The sequence below is a fragment of the Embleya sp. L77 genome (genome assembly GCF_055557415.1).
On the sequence record NZ_CM145709.1, the window covers coordinates 1,996,105 to 2,012,640 of the forward strand.

20 protein-coding genes are annotated in these 16,536 nt (G+C 72.2%); 5 read left to right on the forward strand and 15 right to left on the reverse strand.

Going from position 1 to position 16,536, the window contains the following annotated elements:
• Positions 1–194: 194 nt before the first annotated feature.
• The gene (locus ACZOOI_RS08025) at positions 195–401 is read right to left on the reverse strand and encodes a hypothetical protein (RefSeq protein ID WP_396006952.1); all 207 of its coding nucleotides are present in this window, start codon (positions 399–401) and stop codon (positions 195–197) included.
• Positions 402–754: 353 nt separating this feature from the next.
• On the opposite strand from ACZOOI_RS08025, the gene ACZOOI_RS08030 reads away from it, so the two are divergent.
• On the forward strand, positions 755–1,582 hold the full coding sequence (locus tag ACZOOI_RS08030; protein ID WP_465280084.1) for a CAP domain-containing protein: 828 nt from the start codon (positions 755–757) through the stop codon (positions 1,580–1,582).
• An 82-nt stretch (positions 1,583–1,664) separates the two neighbouring features.
• On the opposite strand, the gene ACZOOI_RS08035 is transcribed toward ACZOOI_RS08030, so the two are convergent.
• The 8 genes from ACZOOI_RS08035 to rsmD all read right to left on the reverse strand — a co-directional run bounded on the left by ACZOOI_RS08035 (position 1,665) and on the right by rsmD (position 7,291).
• The gene (locus ACZOOI_RS08035) at positions 1,665–2,267 is read right to left on the reverse strand and encodes a hypothetical protein (protein WP_465280085.1); all 603 of its coding nucleotides are present in this window, start codon (positions 2,265–2,267) and stop codon (positions 1,665–1,667) included.
• 26 nt (positions 2,268–2,293) lie between these two features.
• Complete coding sequence (gene mutM / locus ACZOOI_RS08040; protein WP_465280086.1) at positions 2,294–3,172, reverse strand: bifunctional DNA-formamidopyrimidine glycosylase/DNA-(apurinic or apyrimidinic site) lyase; 879 nt, start codon at positions 3,170–3,172, stop codon at positions 2,294–2,296.
• A gap of 192 nt (positions 3,173–3,364) precedes the next feature.
• Positions 3,365–4,105, reverse strand: coding sequence for a ribonuclease III (gene rnc, locus ACZOOI_RS08045; protein WP_379989192.1), 741 nt, complete (start codon positions 4,103–4,105; stop codon positions 3,365–3,367).
• 8 nt (positions 4,106–4,113) lie between these two features.
• Positions 4,114–4,287, reverse strand: a complete 174-nt coding sequence (rpmF, locus tag ACZOOI_RS08050) for a 50S ribosomal protein L32 (protein WP_026218805.1) — start codon at positions 4,285–4,287, stop codon at positions 4,114–4,116.
• Between the two features lie 2 nt (positions 4,288–4,289).
• Positions 4,290–4,805, reverse strand: coding sequence for a YceD family protein (locus ACZOOI_RS08055; protein WP_391581374.1), 516 nt, complete (start codon positions 4,803–4,805; stop codon positions 4,290–4,292).
• Positions 4,806–5,134: 329 nt separating this feature from the next.
• The gene (locus ACZOOI_RS08060) at positions 5,135–6,070 is read right to left on the reverse strand and encodes a cell division initiation protein (protein WP_465280087.1); all 936 of its coding nucleotides are present in this window, start codon (positions 6,068–6,070) and stop codon (positions 5,135–5,137) included.
• A gap of 108 nt (positions 6,071–6,178) precedes the next feature.
• Positions 6,179–6,661 (reverse strand): pantetheine-phosphate adenylyltransferase, encoded by a 483-nt coding sequence (coaD, locus tag ACZOOI_RS08065; RefSeq protein ID WP_020553272.1) that lies wholly within the window; start codon positions 6,659–6,661, stop codon positions 6,179–6,181.
• Between the two features lie 60 nt (positions 6,662–6,721).
• On the reverse strand, positions 6,722–7,291 hold the full coding sequence (gene rsmD, locus ACZOOI_RS08070) for a 16S rRNA (guanine(966)-N(2))-methyltransferase RsmD (protein WP_465280088.1): 570 nt from the start codon (positions 7,289–7,291) through the stop codon (positions 6,722–6,724).
• Positions 7,292–7,548: 257 nt separating this feature from the next.
• Between rsmD and ACZOOI_RS08075 the strand changes: the two genes are divergently transcribed.
• Positions 7,549–7,923 carry a hypothetical protein gene (locus ACZOOI_RS08075; protein ID WP_465280089.1) on the forward strand — a complete coding sequence of 125 codons (375 nt, stop codon included), beginning with the start codon at positions 7,549–7,551 and terminating at the stop codon, positions 7,921–7,923.
• An 81-nt stretch (positions 7,924–8,004) separates the two neighbouring features.
• On the opposite strand, the gene ACZOOI_RS08080 is transcribed toward ACZOOI_RS08075, so the two are convergent.
• The 4 genes from ACZOOI_RS08080 to ACZOOI_RS08095 form a co-directional block, all read right to left on the reverse strand.
• A complete protein-coding gene (locus ACZOOI_RS08080; RefSeq protein WP_465280090.1) occupies positions 8,005–8,586 on the reverse strand; it encodes a hypothetical protein in 582 nt (193 codons plus the stop codon).
• The gene (locus ACZOOI_RS08085; protein WP_465280091.1) at positions 8,583–9,131 is read right to left on the reverse strand and encodes an RNA polymerase sigma factor; all 549 of its coding nucleotides are present in this window, start codon (positions 9,129–9,131) and stop codon (positions 8,583–8,585) included. Before ACZOOI_RS08085 ends, ACZOOI_RS08080 begins: the two co-directional genes overlap by 4 nt.
• 85 nt (positions 9,132–9,216) lie before the next feature.
• Positions 9,217–11,481: an ATP-dependent DNA helicase RecG gene (gene recG, locus ACZOOI_RS08090; protein ID WP_465280092.1), complete on the reverse strand. Its 2,265-nt coding sequence runs from the start codon at positions 11,479–11,481 to the stop codon at positions 9,217–9,219.
• A gap of 59 nt (positions 11,482–11,540) precedes the next feature.
• Entirely contained in the window at positions 11,541–13,205 is a 1,665-nt protein-coding gene (locus ACZOOI_RS08095) for a DAK2 domain-containing protein (RefSeq protein WP_465280093.1), read from the reverse strand.
• Positions 13,206–13,450: 245 nt separating this feature from the next.
• Between ACZOOI_RS08095 and rpmB the strand changes: the two genes are divergently transcribed.
• Complete coding sequence (gene rpmB / locus ACZOOI_RS08100; RefSeq protein WP_079026714.1) at positions 13,451–13,636, forward strand: 50S ribosomal protein L28; 186 nt, start codon at positions 13,451–13,453, stop codon at positions 13,634–13,636.
• A 127-nt stretch (positions 13,637–13,763) separates the two neighbouring features.
• On the opposite strand, the gene thiD is transcribed toward rpmB, so the two are convergent.
• The gene (thiD, locus tag ACZOOI_RS08105; protein ID WP_465280094.1) at positions 13,764–14,564 is read right to left on the reverse strand and encodes a bifunctional hydroxymethylpyrimidine kinase/phosphomethylpyrimidine kinase; all 801 of its coding nucleotides are present in this window, start codon (positions 14,562–14,564) and stop codon (positions 13,764–13,766) included.
• Positions 14,565–14,610: 46 nt separating this feature from the next.
• The gene (locus tag ACZOOI_RS08110; protein ID WP_396006942.1) at positions 14,611–15,561 is read right to left on the reverse strand and encodes a thiamine-phosphate kinase; all 951 of its coding nucleotides are present in this window, start codon (positions 15,559–15,561) and stop codon (positions 14,611–14,613) included.
• Between the two features lie 164 nt (positions 15,562–15,725).
• Between ACZOOI_RS08110 and ACZOOI_RS08115 the strand changes: the two genes are divergently transcribed.
• Together ACZOOI_RS08115 and ACZOOI_RS08120 are read left to right on the forward strand one after the other, a co-directional pair.
• Positions 15,726–15,962 carry an Lrp/AsnC family transcriptional regulator gene (locus ACZOOI_RS08115; protein ID WP_391581363.1) on the forward strand — a complete coding sequence of 79 codons (237 nt, stop codon included), beginning with the start codon at positions 15,726–15,728 and terminating at the stop codon, positions 15,960–15,962.
• A gap of 44 nt (positions 15,963–16,006) precedes the next feature.
• Positions 16,007–16,510, forward strand: coding sequence for a DUF3515 family protein (locus ACZOOI_RS08120; protein WP_465280095.1), 504 nt, complete (start codon positions 16,007–16,009; stop codon positions 16,508–16,510).
• The last annotated feature ends 26 nt before the right edge of the window (positions 16,511–16,536 follow it).

A 16,536-nucleotide genomic window follows, 5' to 3' on the forward strand; every position in this document is an offset into this window, starting at 1 on the left:
CGATCGGACCAGGGAACGCGAGGCACGGCCCCGCGAGAGTCACGGCACCGCGAGTCACGGACGAGAGACACGTAGTGGGTAACGGCCCGCTAACGGTCACGCCACACGAGGGCGTGCCGGGCCGGCTCCGAAAACGACAAAGGGACGCCTGAAGGCGTCCCTGGTTATCGCTTGCGGTTACCGCTTGCGCGAACCTACGCTCGCGAAAGCGCGGGTTCCGTCGCGGAGACGTCGAAGCCGGCAAGCAGCTCGTCCGAAGCGGCGGCGTTGAGCGCGTCGTTACGCTCCTGGGCACGGACAAGTTCCGTTTCCAGGTCACGAACACGCTGCTGGAGCCGTCGATTCTCGGCGAGCAGTCGGGGATCGGGGCCACCGACGTAACCGAGAAGCGCCTTCGCCATGAGAGGGTCCTCCACGCTGAAAATGAATGACCACGCAAGTTCGCGGGTCTAAATGTGGCACCCGGCCGCAAGGCTCCTGATAGGGTGCGCGGGCTTCCAGCGTCGCACCAAAAACGCAGGAGGTCAATATCATAACGGCACGATAACGAGACCTTCACCCGATCAAACGCGGTTCGACCGCGGACTGGGGTGACGGCTGTCGTGCTGGGTGTACGAGATCATCTTTCGACCTCCCCAGTCAAGAAGATTCCGGTTGTCCGCCAACTCCGGACGGCCGTGCCCTAGAGTCACTCCGGCACCACCACCCGTACGGGTGAATTGATATCCCCTGCCGGAAGGTGACTCAACCCTCCATGGCTCGGCACAGTCGTACCTCGGCCTCGGCCTCCGCCCGCCCGCATCGACGACGCGCGAAGTCGCGCCGCCGGCGCATCGCCCCCCTGCTCGCCCTGCTGGCCCTGCTCGCGGTGGGCGGCACGGTGGCCGGCATGGTCGTCTCGGACCGGGCGGGCGAGTCCTCCGCCAACCGCGTCGCGGGCGCCGACGGGCCGCTGCCCGGGCATGCGCAAGACGGCTCCGCCCCACCCGGCGGCATCGGGGCCGACCGCACCGGCGACGAGGCGTCCCGCAGCCTGCTCCCGGGCGCGTCCACCACCGGCCGGACCGCGCTGCCCGCCACGAGCCCCGGGCCCACGGCGAGCACCACGACCGGCGCGCCGACCACGAGCGCGGCCACGACCCCGAGCGCGAGCGCGACGCCGAGCAAGCCCGCAGGCACCCCGACCACGAGTGCGGCGAACCCGCCGAGCGGCCCCGAGGACAAGGTGCTCGCGGTGGTCAACCAGGAGCGCGCGACCGCGGGCTGCGGACCGGTCAAGAGCGACGCCAAACTGGTCGCGCTGGCCCGCGCGCACAGCGCGGACATGGCCGACCGCGACTACTTCGACCACAACACGCCCGAGGGCCTGACCCCGTGGGACCGCGCCGAGAAGGCCGGCGTGAGCTACCTGGGCGCGGAGAACATAGCGCGTGGCCAAAAGACCGCCGACGCGGTGATGCGGGCCTGGATGAACAGCCCCGGCCACCGCCGCAACATCCTCGACTGCGGCCTGACCAAACTCGGCGTCGGTATCCGGGAGGGCGCCAACGGCCCTTGGTGGACCCAGGAGTTCGGCCGCTGATCGGGCGGATCGGCCGGGCCGGGCCGCCGCCCCCGGCGGCGCATCCCCGCGGGGTCCGCGGCCCGGCCTCGAGACTGCCCGCTCAGCGCGGCCCCACCCCGAGCCGGTCCGCCAGCAGACCGAACACGTACAGCCCCGATTCGCCCTGGTTGCGGGCGAGCACGAGGTCGACCGCCTCCGCCGCCGCCGCGCGACCCGCCGCCCGCGCCCAGCGCACCGCCGCGTCGACCACCTTCGGCCGGGCCCGGTCCAGCACCTCGCCCACCTCGTCGCGCAGTTGGGCGTAGCGCTCCGGCCGACGCAACTCGCCGCCCCCGTCGAAGACGTCCGCACCGGTGCGGGCGGCCTCCAGCTCGAGCCGGCCCATCGCCAGGTGCGCCGCCGCCTCGCCCGGATTCAGCCACGCCTCCCAGGCGCCCGCCGCGCTCACCCCCTGGACGTGCGCCACGTGCGTCTCGAAGACCCAGCACACCAACACCGGCGAGTCCGCCTTCGCCGCCAGCGCCTCCAGCCACGGCCGCTCGAACGCGTACGGATCGTCCTCGTGCCGCACGTGCGTCGCGGTCCAACCGTCCGGCGACTCCCACATCGTCCGGGCCGGGTGCGCCGCCGTGTCCACGTGCGGCGCGAATTCGGACAACGGCCGCGCCTCGCGCACGACGACGATGTCCCCGTTGAATCCCATGACACGCGCTCCCTGGATTCCGGTGCCTACGCCCCGGCCGTCGCCTTGCGTGGCGCGCGCTGACAGGCCGGGCAGAAGTAACTGCTGCGATTCATGAACGAGATCCGCCGGATCGGCGTGGCACACCGGTTACACGGCTCGCCCTCGCGCCCGTAGGCGTCCAGACCCCGGGAGAAGTAGCCGCTCTCCCCGTTCACGTTGACGTACAGGCTGTCGAAGGAGGTGCCGCCCGCGGCCAGTGCGTCGGTCATCACGTCCCGCACGGACGCGAGCAGCAGCGTGGTCTGGGCGAGCGTGAGCTTTCCGGTCTGCCGGGCACCGTGCAGCCGGGCCCGCCACAGCGCCTCGTCGGCGTAGATGTTGCCGATCCCGCTGACCAGGGTCTGGTCCAGGAGCGCACGCTTGATCTCGGTGTTGCGCCGGCGCACCGCCGCGTGGAAGAGCGCGTCGTCGAACAGCGGGTCCAACGGGTCGCGCGCGATGTGCGCCATCGAGGGCGGCAGTTCGGCACCACCGCGCTCGACCGCGAGCCCGCCGAACGTGCGCTGGTCGACGAAGCGCAACTCGAGCCCGCCGTCGGTGAAGGTGAACCGCACGTGCAGGTGCTTCTCCCGGGGCGCCTCGGGCGGTTGCACCAGGAGTTGCCCGCTCATGCCCAGGTGCGCGAGCAGCGCGTCCTCCGGAGCCTCCGCGCCCGGCGCCACCAGCGGCAACCACAGATACTTCCCGCGTCGTCGGGCGGCGTGCACCCGGGCGCCGGCGAGCGCGTCGGCGAAGTCCACGAGGCCCGCGAGATGGCGCCGCACGGCGCGCTCGTGGGTGACCTCGACGTGCGCGATGGTGCGACCCACCACCCACTTCTCCAGTCCGCGACGGACGACCTCGACCTCGGGCAGTTCGGGCACCTTGCACTCCCCCTGGGGACGGCACAACCGGAGACGACACGACGGGAGACAACACGACGGGCGACACTGCGGACGGCGGCGGGGCCGCCGTCGGGAATGCGAAAATGCCTGCCGGTAGGTGAGATCGTGCCGGGCGACCGCGAGGTCGGTGACCGGTTCGAACTTACCTATCGGCAGGCATTGGCTCGGAGACTACGCGGTGGCCGGCTGCGTGCCGGAACCGTCTCCGTACTTGGCGCGGATCGAGTGCCAAGCGCTTTCGGCGGCCTGCTGCTCCGCCTCCTTCTTGCTCCGCCCGACACCGGTGCCGTAATCGACACCCGCGACCCGGGCGAGCGCGGTGAAGGTCTTCTCGTGGTCGGGGCCGGTCTCGGAGACCACGTACTCGGGGACTCCGATACCCGCCGCGGCGGTCTGCTCCTGGAGACTGGTCTTCCAGTCCAGGCCCGCGCCGAGATTCGCCGACTGCTCGATCAGCGGATCGAACAACCGGTGGATCAGCTCGGTCGCCGCGTCGAGACCCTGGTCCAGGTACACCGCACCGAGGATGGCTTCGAGCGTGTCCGCGAGGATCGAGGACTTGTCCCGCCCACCCGTGCCCACTTCACCTCGGCCGAGCCGGATGAAGGCGCCCAGGTCCAGTCGCCGACTGACGCCCGCGAGGGCGCGCGAGTTGACGACGGCGGCCCGCAGTTTCGCGAGCTGGCCCTCGGGCAGGTCGGGGTGCCTGCGGTACAGCGTGTCGGTGACGACGAGACCGAGCACCGAGTCGCCCAGGAACTCCAGGCGCTCGTTGGTCGGGAGCCCGCCGTGCTCGTACGCGTACGAGCGATGGGTGAGGGCGCGTTCCAGAAGGGCGGCGTCGAGCGACCAGCCCAGCCGCCCTTCCAGATCCGCGTATTGCGCGAGTGATTCCGTCACCGGAACGACCACCGGCCTGATCAGACGTCGAGGACCTGGCGGCGGTTGTAGGTGCCGCAGCTCGGGCACGCGATGTGCGACAGCTTCGGCTCACGGCAGCGCTCGCAGGTCACCAGGTTGGCGGCAGTGGCCTTCCACTGGCTCCGGCGGTGCCGGGTGTTGCTGCGCGACATCTTCCGCTTCGGAACAGCCACGGCTACTTCTCCTGGTTCTCGTCGGCGCTGGACGCGCCGTCAACGTCGGCTTCGGCGGAAGGTCCGTCGAAGATGTTGGTCAACTTCGCCCACCGGGGGTCGGCGAGCTCGTGACTGTGGTCGGGGTCCTCCGCGAGCAGTGCTCCACATTCGGAGCACAGACCCGGGCAGTCCTCCCGGCACAGCGGCGAGAGCGGCAGTGCGAGCACCGTCGCGTCCCGCAGCACCGGCTCCAGGTCGAACAAGTCGTCCGTGAGCCGGAAGGCGTCCTCGTCGGCTTCCGCGTCCGGGTAGACGTACAGCTCCTGGAAACGCACCGTGAGCTCACGCTCGAGCGGTTCCAGGCACCGGACGCACTCACCGGTCAGCGGCATCTGTGCGACGCCGGTGACCAGCACACCCTCCATGACCGCTTCCAGCCGGATACCCAGCTGGATGGGGGCACCTTCGGGAGCGCCGATCACATCTGCCACACCCATGTCCTTCGGGGCCGGCACGGAGCGGGACACCTTCAGCATGGATCCAGGCCGACGTCCCAGCTCGCGTGTGTCGACGACGAGTGGTTTGCGGTGATCCAAGCGGTCCAGGATGTCCTACCTCATGCAGTGCCACCCCCCGGGTCGCGGGGGGCTCGAATGGTCAGGGTGCCAACCCTCGGGGCACGCGAAAAGCACGCCTCGGGCAGGGTCGGTCCGTAAGAGTATCGCAGCCCGCGCGCCAGGCCCCAAACGGGGCCATTCGAGCGGGCCCGCCCGCCGCCCGACGAAGGGTGCCCGGCACGCGGCGCCCGACGAGCCGGCGGCACGGCCGCCGGCCCCGGCTCCGCCGGGTTCCCGCCGGACGGTTCCTAGCGGCCGCCGTCCTGCTGGAACTGACGCACGTCGATCAGGCTCGTGTCGAAGAAGCTGGTCTCGTCCAACGACTGTGCGTACTGGGCCTGCGGGTCGTAGGCGGGCTGCTGCCCCGTGTTCGCCGGGTCGTGCTGCGTCGGGTACGCCTGCTGCTGCCCGTGCTGGTCGTGCTGCCCGTGCTGGTCGTACTGCGGCATGTCGTACTGGCCCTCGTAGCCACCGGCGTAGCCGGTGTCCGGTCCGGCGCCCTGTGCGTAGGCGGGCTGCCCGTAGGCGTCCTGGCCGTAGCCGTGCTGACCGCCGTAGGGGCCGGCCTGCGCCGGCACGGTCGGCGCGGCGGGCGGCGCGGCCGGGTAGTCGGGTTGGGCGGGTGCGGCGAACGTCTCCTCGTGGCCGTCGAGCTGGGCCTGCAGGCTGCCCGGGCGGCCCTTGGCCTGGGCATCGGCCAGCTCCTGCGCCTGCATGTACTCGCCGAGCTCGTCGGACGGGCGGCGACCGCGCATCTTGTCCCGACCCCGGCCGATCGCACCGAGCGTCTTGGTCAGCACGACCTCGAAGTTGGCCAGCTTCTGGTCGACGTAGTCGTCGGCCTCCTCGCGGATGCGCTGGGCCTCGCGGCGGGCCTCGGACAGGATCCGGTCGGCCTCGCCGTACGCCTCGCGCGCCACCTCGGTGTCGGCGACCAGCGAGCCGCGCTCCTCGCGCGCCTTGGCCAGCACCCGCTCGGCCTCGCGGCGCCCCTCCTCGATCACCGACTCGCGGTCGCCGAGCACCCGGCGCGCGTGGTCGAACTCCGCCGGCAGCAGGTTCTTGAGTTCCTCGAGCCGGGCCACCACGTCCGCGCGGTTGACCACGCACGACGCCGACATCGGCATCGAGCGCGCGTTCTCGACCAGTGCGATCAGTTCATCGAGCTTGGGCTGCACGTCCACGGGCTTGCTCTCTCTCCTCAAACCGACGGTAGCCGTCGTGTTCGCCGGCATCGCGTGACGGACCGACTCGCCGCGGGCGGTCGGCCCGGCGACGAGGCACGTGCCGCGTCAGCCCTGCGCGAGCCGCTCGGTGAGCCGACGTAGCACCGTCTCCGGCACCAGGCCGGACACGTCGCCTCCGTACGTCGCGACCTCTTTGATGAGACTCGACGACAGAAAGCTGTAGAGGGGGTTCGTCGCGACGAACAACGTCTCCACCTCGGTAAGACCGTAGTTCATCTGCGCCATCTGCAACTCGTAGTCGAAGTCGGTGACCGCGCGCAGGCCCTTGATGATGGCCGGAATCCCGCGCTCCTTGCAGAAGTTGACCAGCAACCCCTCGAAGGCCTCGACCTTGACGTTCTTGTACTGCTCGACCACCTCGTGGAGCATCTCGATGCGCTCCTCGATGGTGAACAGACCCGAGCGCTTGGCGCGATTGAAGCCGATCGCCACGTAGACCTCGTCGTACAGGCTCGCGGCCCGTCCGATGATGTCCAGATGACCGTTGGTGACCGGGTCGAACGAACCGGGGCAGACGACTCGACGCAACGGAGGTTCCCCTCGAAATCGGGTGCCGACGGGTCCGGACCCGATGGTCCGCCCGCCTGGTCAGGCTTGCGCGGCGCGACCGTACCAGAGCGTTCCCTCGCCGTAGCGACGGGATCTGATCTCGACGAAATCCGCAGGCCACGCGAATGGCCCACCACGCGTTGCCCGTTCGACCACGATCAGCGCCTCGGGCGCCAGCCAGCCGTGCTCGGCCAGGGCGCCGAGCAGGGTGCCGACCTCACCGTCGGTGACCGCGTACGGCGGATCGAGGAAGACCACGTCGTACGGCTCGTCGGGGCAGGGCACCGCGGCGGTCTTCTCCGCGCGGGCCGGCCGCAGCTCCGCGCCGGGCAGTGCGACGAGGCGGATGTTGGTCCGAATCGTGTTCGCCGCACGCGGGTCGGACTCGACCAGCAGCACCCGCGCCGCGCCTCGGGACAGCGCTTCCAGGCCGACCGCGCCGGAGCCCGCGAACAGGTCGAGCACCCGGGCGCCGTGCAGGTTGCCGCGCAGCGACTGGAGGGTGGAGAACAGTCCCTCACGGGCCCGGTCCGAGGTCGGTCGGGTGCCCTCGCCCGGCGGCGTGCTCAGCCGTCGGCCGCCCGCCGCCCCGGCGATCACCCGGGTCATGCGTGGGCTCGTGGACGGAGGGCGGGCCGGCGGGCGGCGCCGCGGGCGGGCCGGGCATACGTGTCCTGCATGGGGTCAACGCTATCGACTGGTCCCGGCCGACGAAATCCGGGCCGAAATACGATGTGCGACCTGTCATACACACAGGGCCACCGGATCGTATGCGGGGTGTGCACGGCGAGGGCGCCATCGCCGGGCACGGGCGACACCGATCGCCGTCGAGACATCGATCCCACACCCGATCCCGGGAGAGCCCGATGAAGCTCCGCACCTTCCTCGCCACCGTCGTCACCGGCGCCGCGCTGGCCGCGACCGGCACAACCCCGGCCGTCGCCGGGACGGCCGGCACGCCGCAGACGACCGCGGCGAACTGCCACGTCGACAGCAACGGCACCCTGCACTGCGCCAACGCCGCGAGCGAGCTGCGCTCCGAGCCGTACTTCGGGGCCCCGGTGGTCAGCCGACTGGACAGCACCTACAGCTACTTCATCTGCTGGACCGAGGGCGACCCGCACTCGGGCGGCAACGACATCTGGTACTTCACCGACGGCGACGACGGCGGGCACGGCTTCCTGCCCGCGCAGCGCGTGTTCACGCCGCAGGACCCGATGCCGGGCATGTACCACTGCTGACCGACCGACCCACGCGGCCGGCGGACGGAGATCGTCCCGTCCGCCGGCCGCGTGCCCGGGTGGGTGCGCCCACCCGTCCGCTCAGAACGCGCAGTCCGGCACCTCGGCCTCGTTGCGGGTGCGGACGCCGGGCAGCCAGCCCTCGGCGCCGGTGCCCAGCACCACCACCCGATACCAGTGCTTGGAGGCGACGCCGGTCTCGTCGGTCACACGCGGGCCGTCCGCGAGCAGGCAGACCAGGAGCAGTCGGTCGCCGTGCCAGACCCGATCCGCCAGATCGGCCGTCCGCGACGACAACCGCGCCTCCTTGAAGACGCCGAGCGAGCATTCGAGCGTGCGCAGCCCGCGGCACGGCACCTCGGAGTTGTAGACCTCGGTCTGCACGCTGACCGCACGCGCGGCGGGCGGCCTGGGTGCCGGCTGCTCGGTCGGGTCGTGCCGGCCGACCAGGAAGGCGCCCAGGCCGACCACGGCGACCACCAGCACCGCGGCGAGCGCCATCGCGAACGCGCCGCGCCACACCGGGCGCGGGGCCGGCCGGCGCATGACCCGCAGCGCCAGGCCGGGTGGTTCGACACACGCGGCGTCCGCGGCGCGCAGCCGGGAGCGCAGCTCGTGGACCGCGTCGTCGGGGTCGTCGAGAGCGGGGGGCGGCGGGTTCACCGGGTGACTCCTTCGTGTCGGTCCCGGCGGCGGAATCGGCCGGCGGGGCCGCCCAGGCCGGCCCGCAGCCGGGCCAGGGCGCGCTCGCGCGAGCGGGACACCGTGCCCCGGTGCACACCGAGGATCTCGGCGGCCTGATCGATCGTGTATCCGTCCAGGTCGACCAGGAGCACCGCGGCGGCCTGCTTGGCGGGCAGCGAGCCGAGCATGCGCACCGCCTCCCACTCGGCCTCGCGCCGGGCGATCGCATCGCCGGCGGCAAAGTGGGCCCGCTCCCCCGGCTCGGGTGGTTCGGGCAGCAGGACCTGCCGGCTGCGGGCGCGCCACATGTCGCGGGTGACACTGACCAGGGCCCGGAAGGCGTAGGCGTAGGGCTCGGGATGGCCGAGCAGGCGATCGGGTCTGCGGGCCAGCTTGAGATACGTCTCGTGCACCGCGTCCTCGGCGCTGCCCTCGCCGGCGAGCAGCACGGCGCGTCGATACAGCCGAGGGAGCAACCCGCAGAAGAGCGCGTCGAAGCCCTCGTCCCCCGTACATGCGTCCATGGCCCATTGGTAGCCAACCGACGGGCTGTTCCGCGTGCTCCGAACGGGTGAGCCGTGGGGGCGCGCGGGAGCGGAGCGAGGGCGGTCAGCCCTTGTCGAGGTACTCCGCGCGCTCGTCGTCCAGGATGCTGGCCAGCGCGCTGCGCAGGTCGTGGTGCTCGACCAGGTCCGGGTCGTTCGCCACGATCGTGCTCGCCTCCTCGCGGGCCGCCACGATCAGTTCCTCGTCCCGGACCACCTCCAGCATGCGCAGCGACGAGCGCGAGCCGGACTGCGCGTCGCCGAGCACGTCGCCCTCGCGGCGTTGTTCGAGGTCGATCCGGGACAGCTCGAAGCCGTCCAGGGTCGCGGCCACCGCGTCCAGGCGTTCGCGCGCGGAGGTGCCGCCGGGCATCTCGCTGACCAGCAGGGTCAACCCGGGGGCGCTGCCGCGGCCGACCCGGCCGCGCAGCTGGTGCAGTTGCGAGACGCCGAACCGGTCGGCGTCCATGATCACCATGGCGGTCGCGTTGGGCACGTTGACGCCGACCTCGATCACCGTGGTCGCCACCAGCACGTCCAGTTCGCCGGCGGTGAAGCGGCGCATCACGTCGTCCTTGTCGTCCGGCGCCATCCGGCCGTGCAGCACCGCGATCCGCAGGCCGGCCAGCGGACCGGCGGTCAGCGCCGCGGCGACGTCGAGCACGGCCAGCGGCGGGCGGCGCTCCTCGGCTCCGCCGGCGGCGTCCGCGCCGATGTCCTCGGGGTCGTCCAGGTAGGCCTCGGCGGGCAGGTCCTCGTCCCGCTCGGCGGCCTTGGCCTTCGACTTGGCCTTCTTCTTCGCCTTCGGGTCGTCCTCCTCGTCGCCGATCCGCGGGCACACCACGTACGCCTGGTGGCCGTTCTCCACCTCCTCGCGCACCCGCTGCCAGGCGCGGTCGAGAAAGTGCGGCTTCTCCTTGGCCGGGACCACGTGTGTGGCGATCGGCGATCGGCCGGACGGGAGCTGGGCCAGGATCGAGGTCTCCAGGTCGCCGAACACGGTCATCGCCACCGTGCGCGGGATCGGCGTCGCGGTCATCACGAGCAGGTGCGGCGGGCGTTTGCCCTTGCCGCGCAGCGCGTCGCGCTGTTCGACGCCGAACCGGTGCTGCTCGTCGACCACGACCAGACCCAGGTCGTGGAACTCCACCTTGTCCTCGATCAGCGCGTGCGTGCCGATCGCGATCCCGGCCTCACCGGTGACCAGGTCCAGCAGTGCGGCGCGGCGCGCGGGCACCCCCATCGAGCCGGTGAGCAGGGTCACCTTGGTGCCGATCTCCGACCCGCCGAGCATCCCGGCGCCCTCGGCCAGCGGTCCGAGCATCTCCACGATCGACCGATAGTGCTGCTGCGCGAGCACCTCCGTCGGTGCCAGCAACGCGGTCTGCCCTCCGGCGTCGACCACGGTCAACATCCCGCGCAGCGCGACCAATGTCTTTCCGGCGCCGACTTCGCCCTGGAGGAGGCGGTGCATCGGGTGTTCGGTGGCCAGGTCGGCCTCGATCTCGGCGCAGACCTCCTTCTGGCCGTCGGTGAGTTCGAACGGCAGGCGGGCGTCGAAGGCGTCCAGGATGCCGTTCGAACGGCGCGGGCGGGCCACCGCGGACAGGGCTCGGGCGTCCCGGCGGCGGCGGGCCAGGGCGATCTGCAGGACGAAGGCCTCGTCCCACTTGAGCCGGTCCTTGGCCGCGGTGACGTCGTCCCACGAGGTCGGCCGGTGCACCCGCAGCAGCGCCTCGGCCAGTCCCGGCATGCCGCGTCGCGCACGCATCTCGGCGGGCAGCGGGTCGCCGATCTCGCCCAGCGTGTCCAACGCCATGCCGACGCACTGTGCGATCTTCCAGGACGGCATGTTGGCGGCGGCCGGGTAGACCGGGATCAGCGCGCCCGCGAACACGTCCGCCACGCCGTCCTGATCGTCCTCGCCGATCAGTTGGTAGTCGGGCTGGCTGAGCTGGATCACGTTGTTGAACCGACCCACCTTGCCCGCGAACAGGCCGCGCCGGCCCGGGCGCAGTTCCTCCTCGCGCCAGGCCTGGTTGAAGAAGATCAGGGTGAGCTTGCCGCGCCCGTCGGTGACCTCGACCTCCAGGAGGTTGCCGCGCCGATTGCGGAACTGGCGCTTGCTCACCTTGGCGATCTCCGCCATCACGGTGACGTGTTCCTCGGGCTCCAGGCGGGAGAGGTCGGTCAGGCGCCCGCGCTCCGCGTAGCGCCGGGGGTAGTGGCGCAGCAGATCTCCGACGGTGTCCAGCTTGAGGGATTTGGCCAGCACCGTCGCCGTGCGGTCGCCGACGAGTTTCTTCAGCGGTTCGTCAAGGCGCGACATGCCGCCCAACGGTACTGGTCGAGGGTGTCATCGGGTCGGCGCAACCGCCGGGTCGGGCCCTACTCGACCCCGATGAGCAGCGGGTACACCTCCTGGCCGCCCTCGTAGACCATCACGTCCACGCCGAGCCGGGTGGCCCGCAGGTGGTGTTCGATCGCGGCGGCCAGGCCCGGCGGGCAGGCGCTGCCGGTGACCAGGGTGACCAGTTCGCCGCCACCGGCGAGCATGCGGTCCACCACCACGGTGCCGGTCTCGCGCTGGTCGTGGCCGATCACCGCGATGTCGCCCTCGATCACGCCGAGCACGTCGCCCGCCTGGCAGACGCCGGCCATCGTCCACGACTCGCGGACGGCGACGGTGAGCGCGCCGTAGCGGGTGGCGCCGGCGGCCGAGGTCATCCCGACGATGTCCTGGTCGAAGCGCCGGCCGGGTTCGTGCACGGCGAGCGCGGCCAGGCCCTGTACGGCCGCCTTGGTCGGGATCACCTGGACCCGGATGCCGTGCGCCTGGGCCTGCTGCGCGGCCACCCCGGCCACCGCGTGGCAGTCGGCGTCGTTGGGCAGCAGCACCACTTCGCGCGCCTCGGTGCGCCGGATCGCGTCGACGAGCACGCCGGTGGAGGGCCGCCGGCCGGGACCGGCCTGCACGACGTGCGCGCCGTTCTCGGCGAACAGCGTGGCCAGGCCGCCGCCCTGGGCGACCGCGACGATCCCGCGCGTGGGGGCGGGCTCGGGCGCGGCGAGGCCGGCGAGGGGGCGCTCGAGGTGGGTGATCCGGATCCGGTGCGGCCGGCCGGCCTCGATGCCCGCCTCGACGGCCGCACCCGCGTCGTCCACGTGCACGTGCACGTTCCACAATCCCTCGCCGCCGACCACCACGAGCGAGTCGCCGAGCGCGCCGAGCCGCTCGCGCAGCGCGGGCAGCGCGTCGGCGGGCGCGTCCAGCAGGTAGATCACCTCGAAGCCGGGCCCCTCGGGCGAGGCGTCCGGCCCGACCGGTCCGGCGAACGGGACCGGGACCGGGGTGTGCACCTGGTGCGGGTGGATCCGGTACGCCGAGCGCTCTCCGGTGACCACCGCGAGCAGCGCGTCCAGCAGCACGGTCAGGCCGCGGCCGCCCGCGTCCACCACGCCCGCCCGGCGCAGTACGTCCAGTTGCTCGGGGGTGCGGGCCAGGGCCCCGCGCGCCGCGGTCGCGGCCGCTCGCACCACCGGCCGCAGCTCCACGCCCGCGCCGGCCGCGGCGTCGGCGGCGGCCCGGGCCACGGTGAGCATGGTCCCCTCGACGGGCCGGGCCACCGCGGCGTACGCGGCGTCTGCGGCGGTGCGCAGCGCGTGCGCGAGGGCGAGGCCGGAGGGCACCTCGCGGCCGGTCTCGATCGCGGCGGCCTGTTCGGCCTCCAGGCGCTCGGCCATGCCGCGCAGGAGTTGGCTGAGGATCACCCCGGAGTTGCCGCGCGCGCCCATCAGCGCGCCGTGCGCGAGGGCCCGGAAGGCGGTCGGCAGGTCGGGTTCGGGCAGGTCGGCGCCGAACAGGGCGTCGACCTCGGCGGTTCCCGACTCCAGGGTCAGGAACAGGTTCGTGCCGGTGTCGCCGTCGGGCACGGGATACACGTTGAGGGCGTCGATTTCCTCGCGCGCTCGCCCCATCAGTTCCAAGGCGACGCGACCCCAGCGGCGTACCGCCGGACCGTCCAGCTCTCCCAGCAGGCCCTGCACGCCCACCTCCTGTACGAATCCGTCTCTGCGCGTCCCGTCCGCCGGTCACGTTATCGAGACGGGGAGCGGTGAAGCGGCCGACCCGGATGGGTTAGGCTTGGCGGGAAGCATGACGAGATCAGCTGATTGCGTATGCCCGGATCATCCCGGGTTCGCGCAGCGCATGGTTCGTCGGTTACTCTTCTGCGGTTGTCCGGCATTCGGCCGGCACGTGTTCGTACGCAATTCCCATTCGTCTTTGGAGTGTTCCCGTGGCTGCCAACTGCGACGTCTGCGGCAAGGGGCCGGGCTTCGGCAACAGCATTTCGCACTCTCACCGCCGGACGCCCCGTCGCTGGAACCCCAACATCCAGACGGTGCGCGCGATGGTTGGTGCCACGCCGAAGCGCCTCAATGTCTGCACCTCTTGCATCAAGGCGGGCAAGGTTTCCCGCTAGTTGCTCGACCGCACGACTTCGAAGGGCCGGTTCACCCCAGGGTGAACCGGCCCTTCTGCGTGTCCGGGGTCCGTGCCGAGCGGGCCGGGACGCACACGCCGTGGGCGCGGGCCCGGCCCGCTCGGGTTCAGAACCCGTCCCGCCACCGCCACGCGTGGTCGACCGGTCCGATCCCCTCGCCCAGCGCGAAGCCGGCCCGGATCGCCCCGGTGACGTACTCCTTGGCCGCGGCGACCGCGTCCGGCACGGTGTCGCCGACGGCCAGCCGCGAGGCGATCGCGCTCGCCAGTGTGCAGCCGGTGCCGTGGGTGTGCCGATTGTCGTGGCGCGGACTGGTGAACCAGTACTCGCGGGTGCCGTCGAAGAGCAGGTCGGCGGCCTCGCCTTCGAGATGACCACCCTTGACCAGGGCCCAGCGCGGACCGAAGGCCAGCACCGCCTCGGCCGCGCCGCGCATGTCGGCCCGCTCGCGCACCTTGTGGCCGGTGAGCAGTTCGACCTCGTACAGGTTCGGGGTGACGACGGTGGCCACCGGGAGCAGTCGGGTGCGCAGCGTCTCCAGCGCCTCGTTGGCCAGGAGGGTGTCGCCGTGCTTGGAGGAGGCCACCGGGTCGACCACCACCGGTACGGACACCTCGGCCAGCAGTGCGGCGACCACCGCCACCAGGTTCGGCGACGCGAGCATCCCGGTCTTGATCGCCTGCACGCCGATGTCGTCCACGACACTGCGGAACTGCGCCCGCACGGCTTCCGCGGGCAGTTCCCAATAGCCCTGCACGCCGAGCGAGTTCTGCGCGGTCACCGCGGCGATCACGCTCATCCCGTGTACGCCGTGGGCCAGCATCGTCTTGAGGTCGGCCTGGATCCCGGCGCCGCCGCCGGAGTCGGAGCCGGCCACCGTGAGCACGCGCGGAGGAGTCTGCACCATGCCGGCAGCCTATCCACGCCGACCGTGCGCCCGACGTGTGCGCCCCTCAGCCGCGGCCGAAGTGATCCCACCCACCCGCCAGGCCCGGGTCCCGCCCGTCCACGGTGACGCCGGCGCCGGGATGCACGCGGCCGATCACGCGCCAGCGCGCGGGCAGCGCGGTTCCCGCCGGGAAGGTGGCGACCAGGGCGTGATCCTCGCCGCCGGTGAGCACCCAGTTGAGCGGGTCGGCGCCCAGCGCGCGGGCCACGTCGCGCATCTGGGCGGGCACGTCCAGCCGGGCGGAGAGGATGTCGATCCGTACGTCGGAGGCGCGCGAGACGTGGCCCATGTCGGCGAGCAGGCCGTCGCTGACGTCGATCATCGAGGTCGCGCCGAGGATCGCCGCGCCGGGGCCGGCGTCGTAGGGCGGTTCGGGCCTGCGGTGCGCCTCCACGAACGCGCGCGGTGCGCGGTGCCCGTGGCCCAGGATCGCCAGACCCGCGGCGGACCAGCCCAGCCAGCCCGCGACCGCGAGCACGTCGCCGGGTCGGGCGCCGGAGCGCACCACCGGGGCCCGACCCTGGAGGTCGCCCAGTGCGGTCACCGCGACGGTGACGGTGTCGCTGCCGACCACGTCGCCGCCCGCGACGCCCGCGCCGACCACCGCGCATTCGTCGCGCAGGCCGTCGTACAGCTCCAGCGCCCACCCCGTGGGCAGGTCCTGCGGGCCGCACAGGCCGATCAACAGCGCGGTGGGCACGGCGCCCATCGCCGCGACGTCGGCCAGGTTCTGCGCGGCGGCCTTGCGACCGACGTCGTACGCGGTGGACCAGTCCCGTCGGAAGTGCCGCCCCTCGACGAGCAGATCCATGGTGGCCACCACCCGCCCGTCGGCGGCGGCGACCACGGCGGCATCGTCGCCCGGGCCCAGGGACACGTGCGGCCCCGTCGGCACGCGGGCTACCAGTGCCCCGATCAGGCCGAACTCGCCGAGATCGCCCAGCGTCCCGCTCATCGCCGCTCTCCTGCCATGCCCATCAGCCCTGATCCGCCTCGTTCACCGTGTTCACTGTGATCCATCGGCTCCCGCTGTGGTCGCCGAGGCCCGCCGGGCCGACAATGGTCGCAGCAGCGGGGGTCACGTCAAGATCCCATCATCCTGCGCGCCGGGAGGCCGTGGTGGTACAGGCATACATCCTGATCCAGACCGAGGTCGGCCGTTCGGCTTCGGTGGCCCGAGCCATCGCCGAGTTGCCGGGGGTGACCCGGGCGGACGACGTCACGGGTCCCTACGACGTGATCGTGCGAGCCGAGGCCGCCGACGTCGACCAGCTGGGTCGCATGGTGGTCGCCGAGGTGCAACGCATCGACGGCATCACCCGCACCCTGACGTGTCCGGTGGTCAACCTGGGGTGACCCGCGAGAGTGCCCCGGAGCGTCGCGCGTCTAGGATCGGGGCCGTGCGCCCGACTCGACTTCTCGCCTGGCTGCTCCCGATCACCGTGCTCACCGCGACGGGGTGCGGCGGTTCGGGCCACGTCGAGGTCGCGGCGCCGACTCCGCCGGCGGGCGCCGCGGCCGAGGCCTGCCGCGCGTTGCACGACGCGCTCCCGGCGAAGGTGATGGACGCCGGGGTGCGCAAGACCTCGCCCGAGTCGACGCTGACCGCGGCGTGGGGCGATCCGGCGATCGTGCTGCGCTGCGGTGTGGGGCTGCCCGCGTCGTTGCGGGTGGTGGATCCGACCAAGGCCGGTTCCGAACCGATCGACTCGGTCGAGGTCAACGGCGTGACCTGGAGCTTCGCGAAGTACGCCGGCGGCGTGCGGTTCACCACGGTCTATCGCCGGGCCAACGTCGAGATGACCGTGCCGAAGAAGTTCACCGAGCCGGCCGCGCCGCTCGTCGACGTCGCCGACGCGGTCGCCCGCACGGTGCCGGCCACACTGGACCTGAGCAACGCGTGAGGGCGGGCGACGCGTCGCCCGCCCCT

Excerpts from the sequence above, each read along its gene's own strand:
- ACZOOI_RS08025 (WP_396006952.1), bottom strand. The coding sequence starts at position 401 with ATGGCGAAGGCGCTTCTCGGTTACGTCGGTGGCCCCGATCCCCGACTG.
- ACZOOI_RS08030 (WP_465280084.1), top strand. The coding sequence starts at position 755 with ATGGCTCGGCACAGTCGTACCTCGGCCTCGGCCTCCGCCCGCCCGCAT.
- ACZOOI_RS08035 (WP_465280085.1), bottom strand. The coding sequence starts at position 2,267 with ATGGGATTCAACGGGGACATCGTCGTCGTGCGCGAGGCGCGGCCGTTG.
- ACZOOI_RS08055 (WP_391581374.1), bottom strand. The coding sequence starts at position 4,805 with ATGCTGAAGGTGTCCCGCTCCGTGCCGGCCCCGAAGGACATGGGTGTG.
- rsmD (WP_465280088.1), bottom strand. The coding sequence starts at position 7,291 with ATGACCCGGGTGATCGCCGGGGCGGCGGGCGGCCGACGGCTGAGCACG.
- ACZOOI_RS08075 (WP_465280089.1), top strand. The coding sequence starts at position 7,549 with ATGAAGCTCCGCACCTTCCTCGCCACCGTCGTCACCGGCGCCGCGCTG.
- ACZOOI_RS08085 (WP_465280091.1), bottom strand. The coding sequence starts at position 9,131 with ATGGACGCATGTACGGGGGACGAGGGCTTCGACGCGCTCTTCTGCGGG.
- recG (WP_465280092.1), bottom strand. The coding sequence starts at position 11,481 with ATGTCGCGCCTTGACGAACCGCTGAAGAAACTCGTCGGCGACCGCACG.
- thiD (WP_465280094.1), bottom strand. The coding sequence starts at position 14,564 with ATGGTGCAGACTCCTCCGCGCGTGCTCACGGTGGCCGGCTCCGACTCC.
- ACZOOI_RS08110 (WP_396006942.1), bottom strand. The coding sequence starts at position 15,561 with ATGAGCGGGACGCTGGGCGATCTCGGCGAGTTCGGCCTGATCGGGGCA.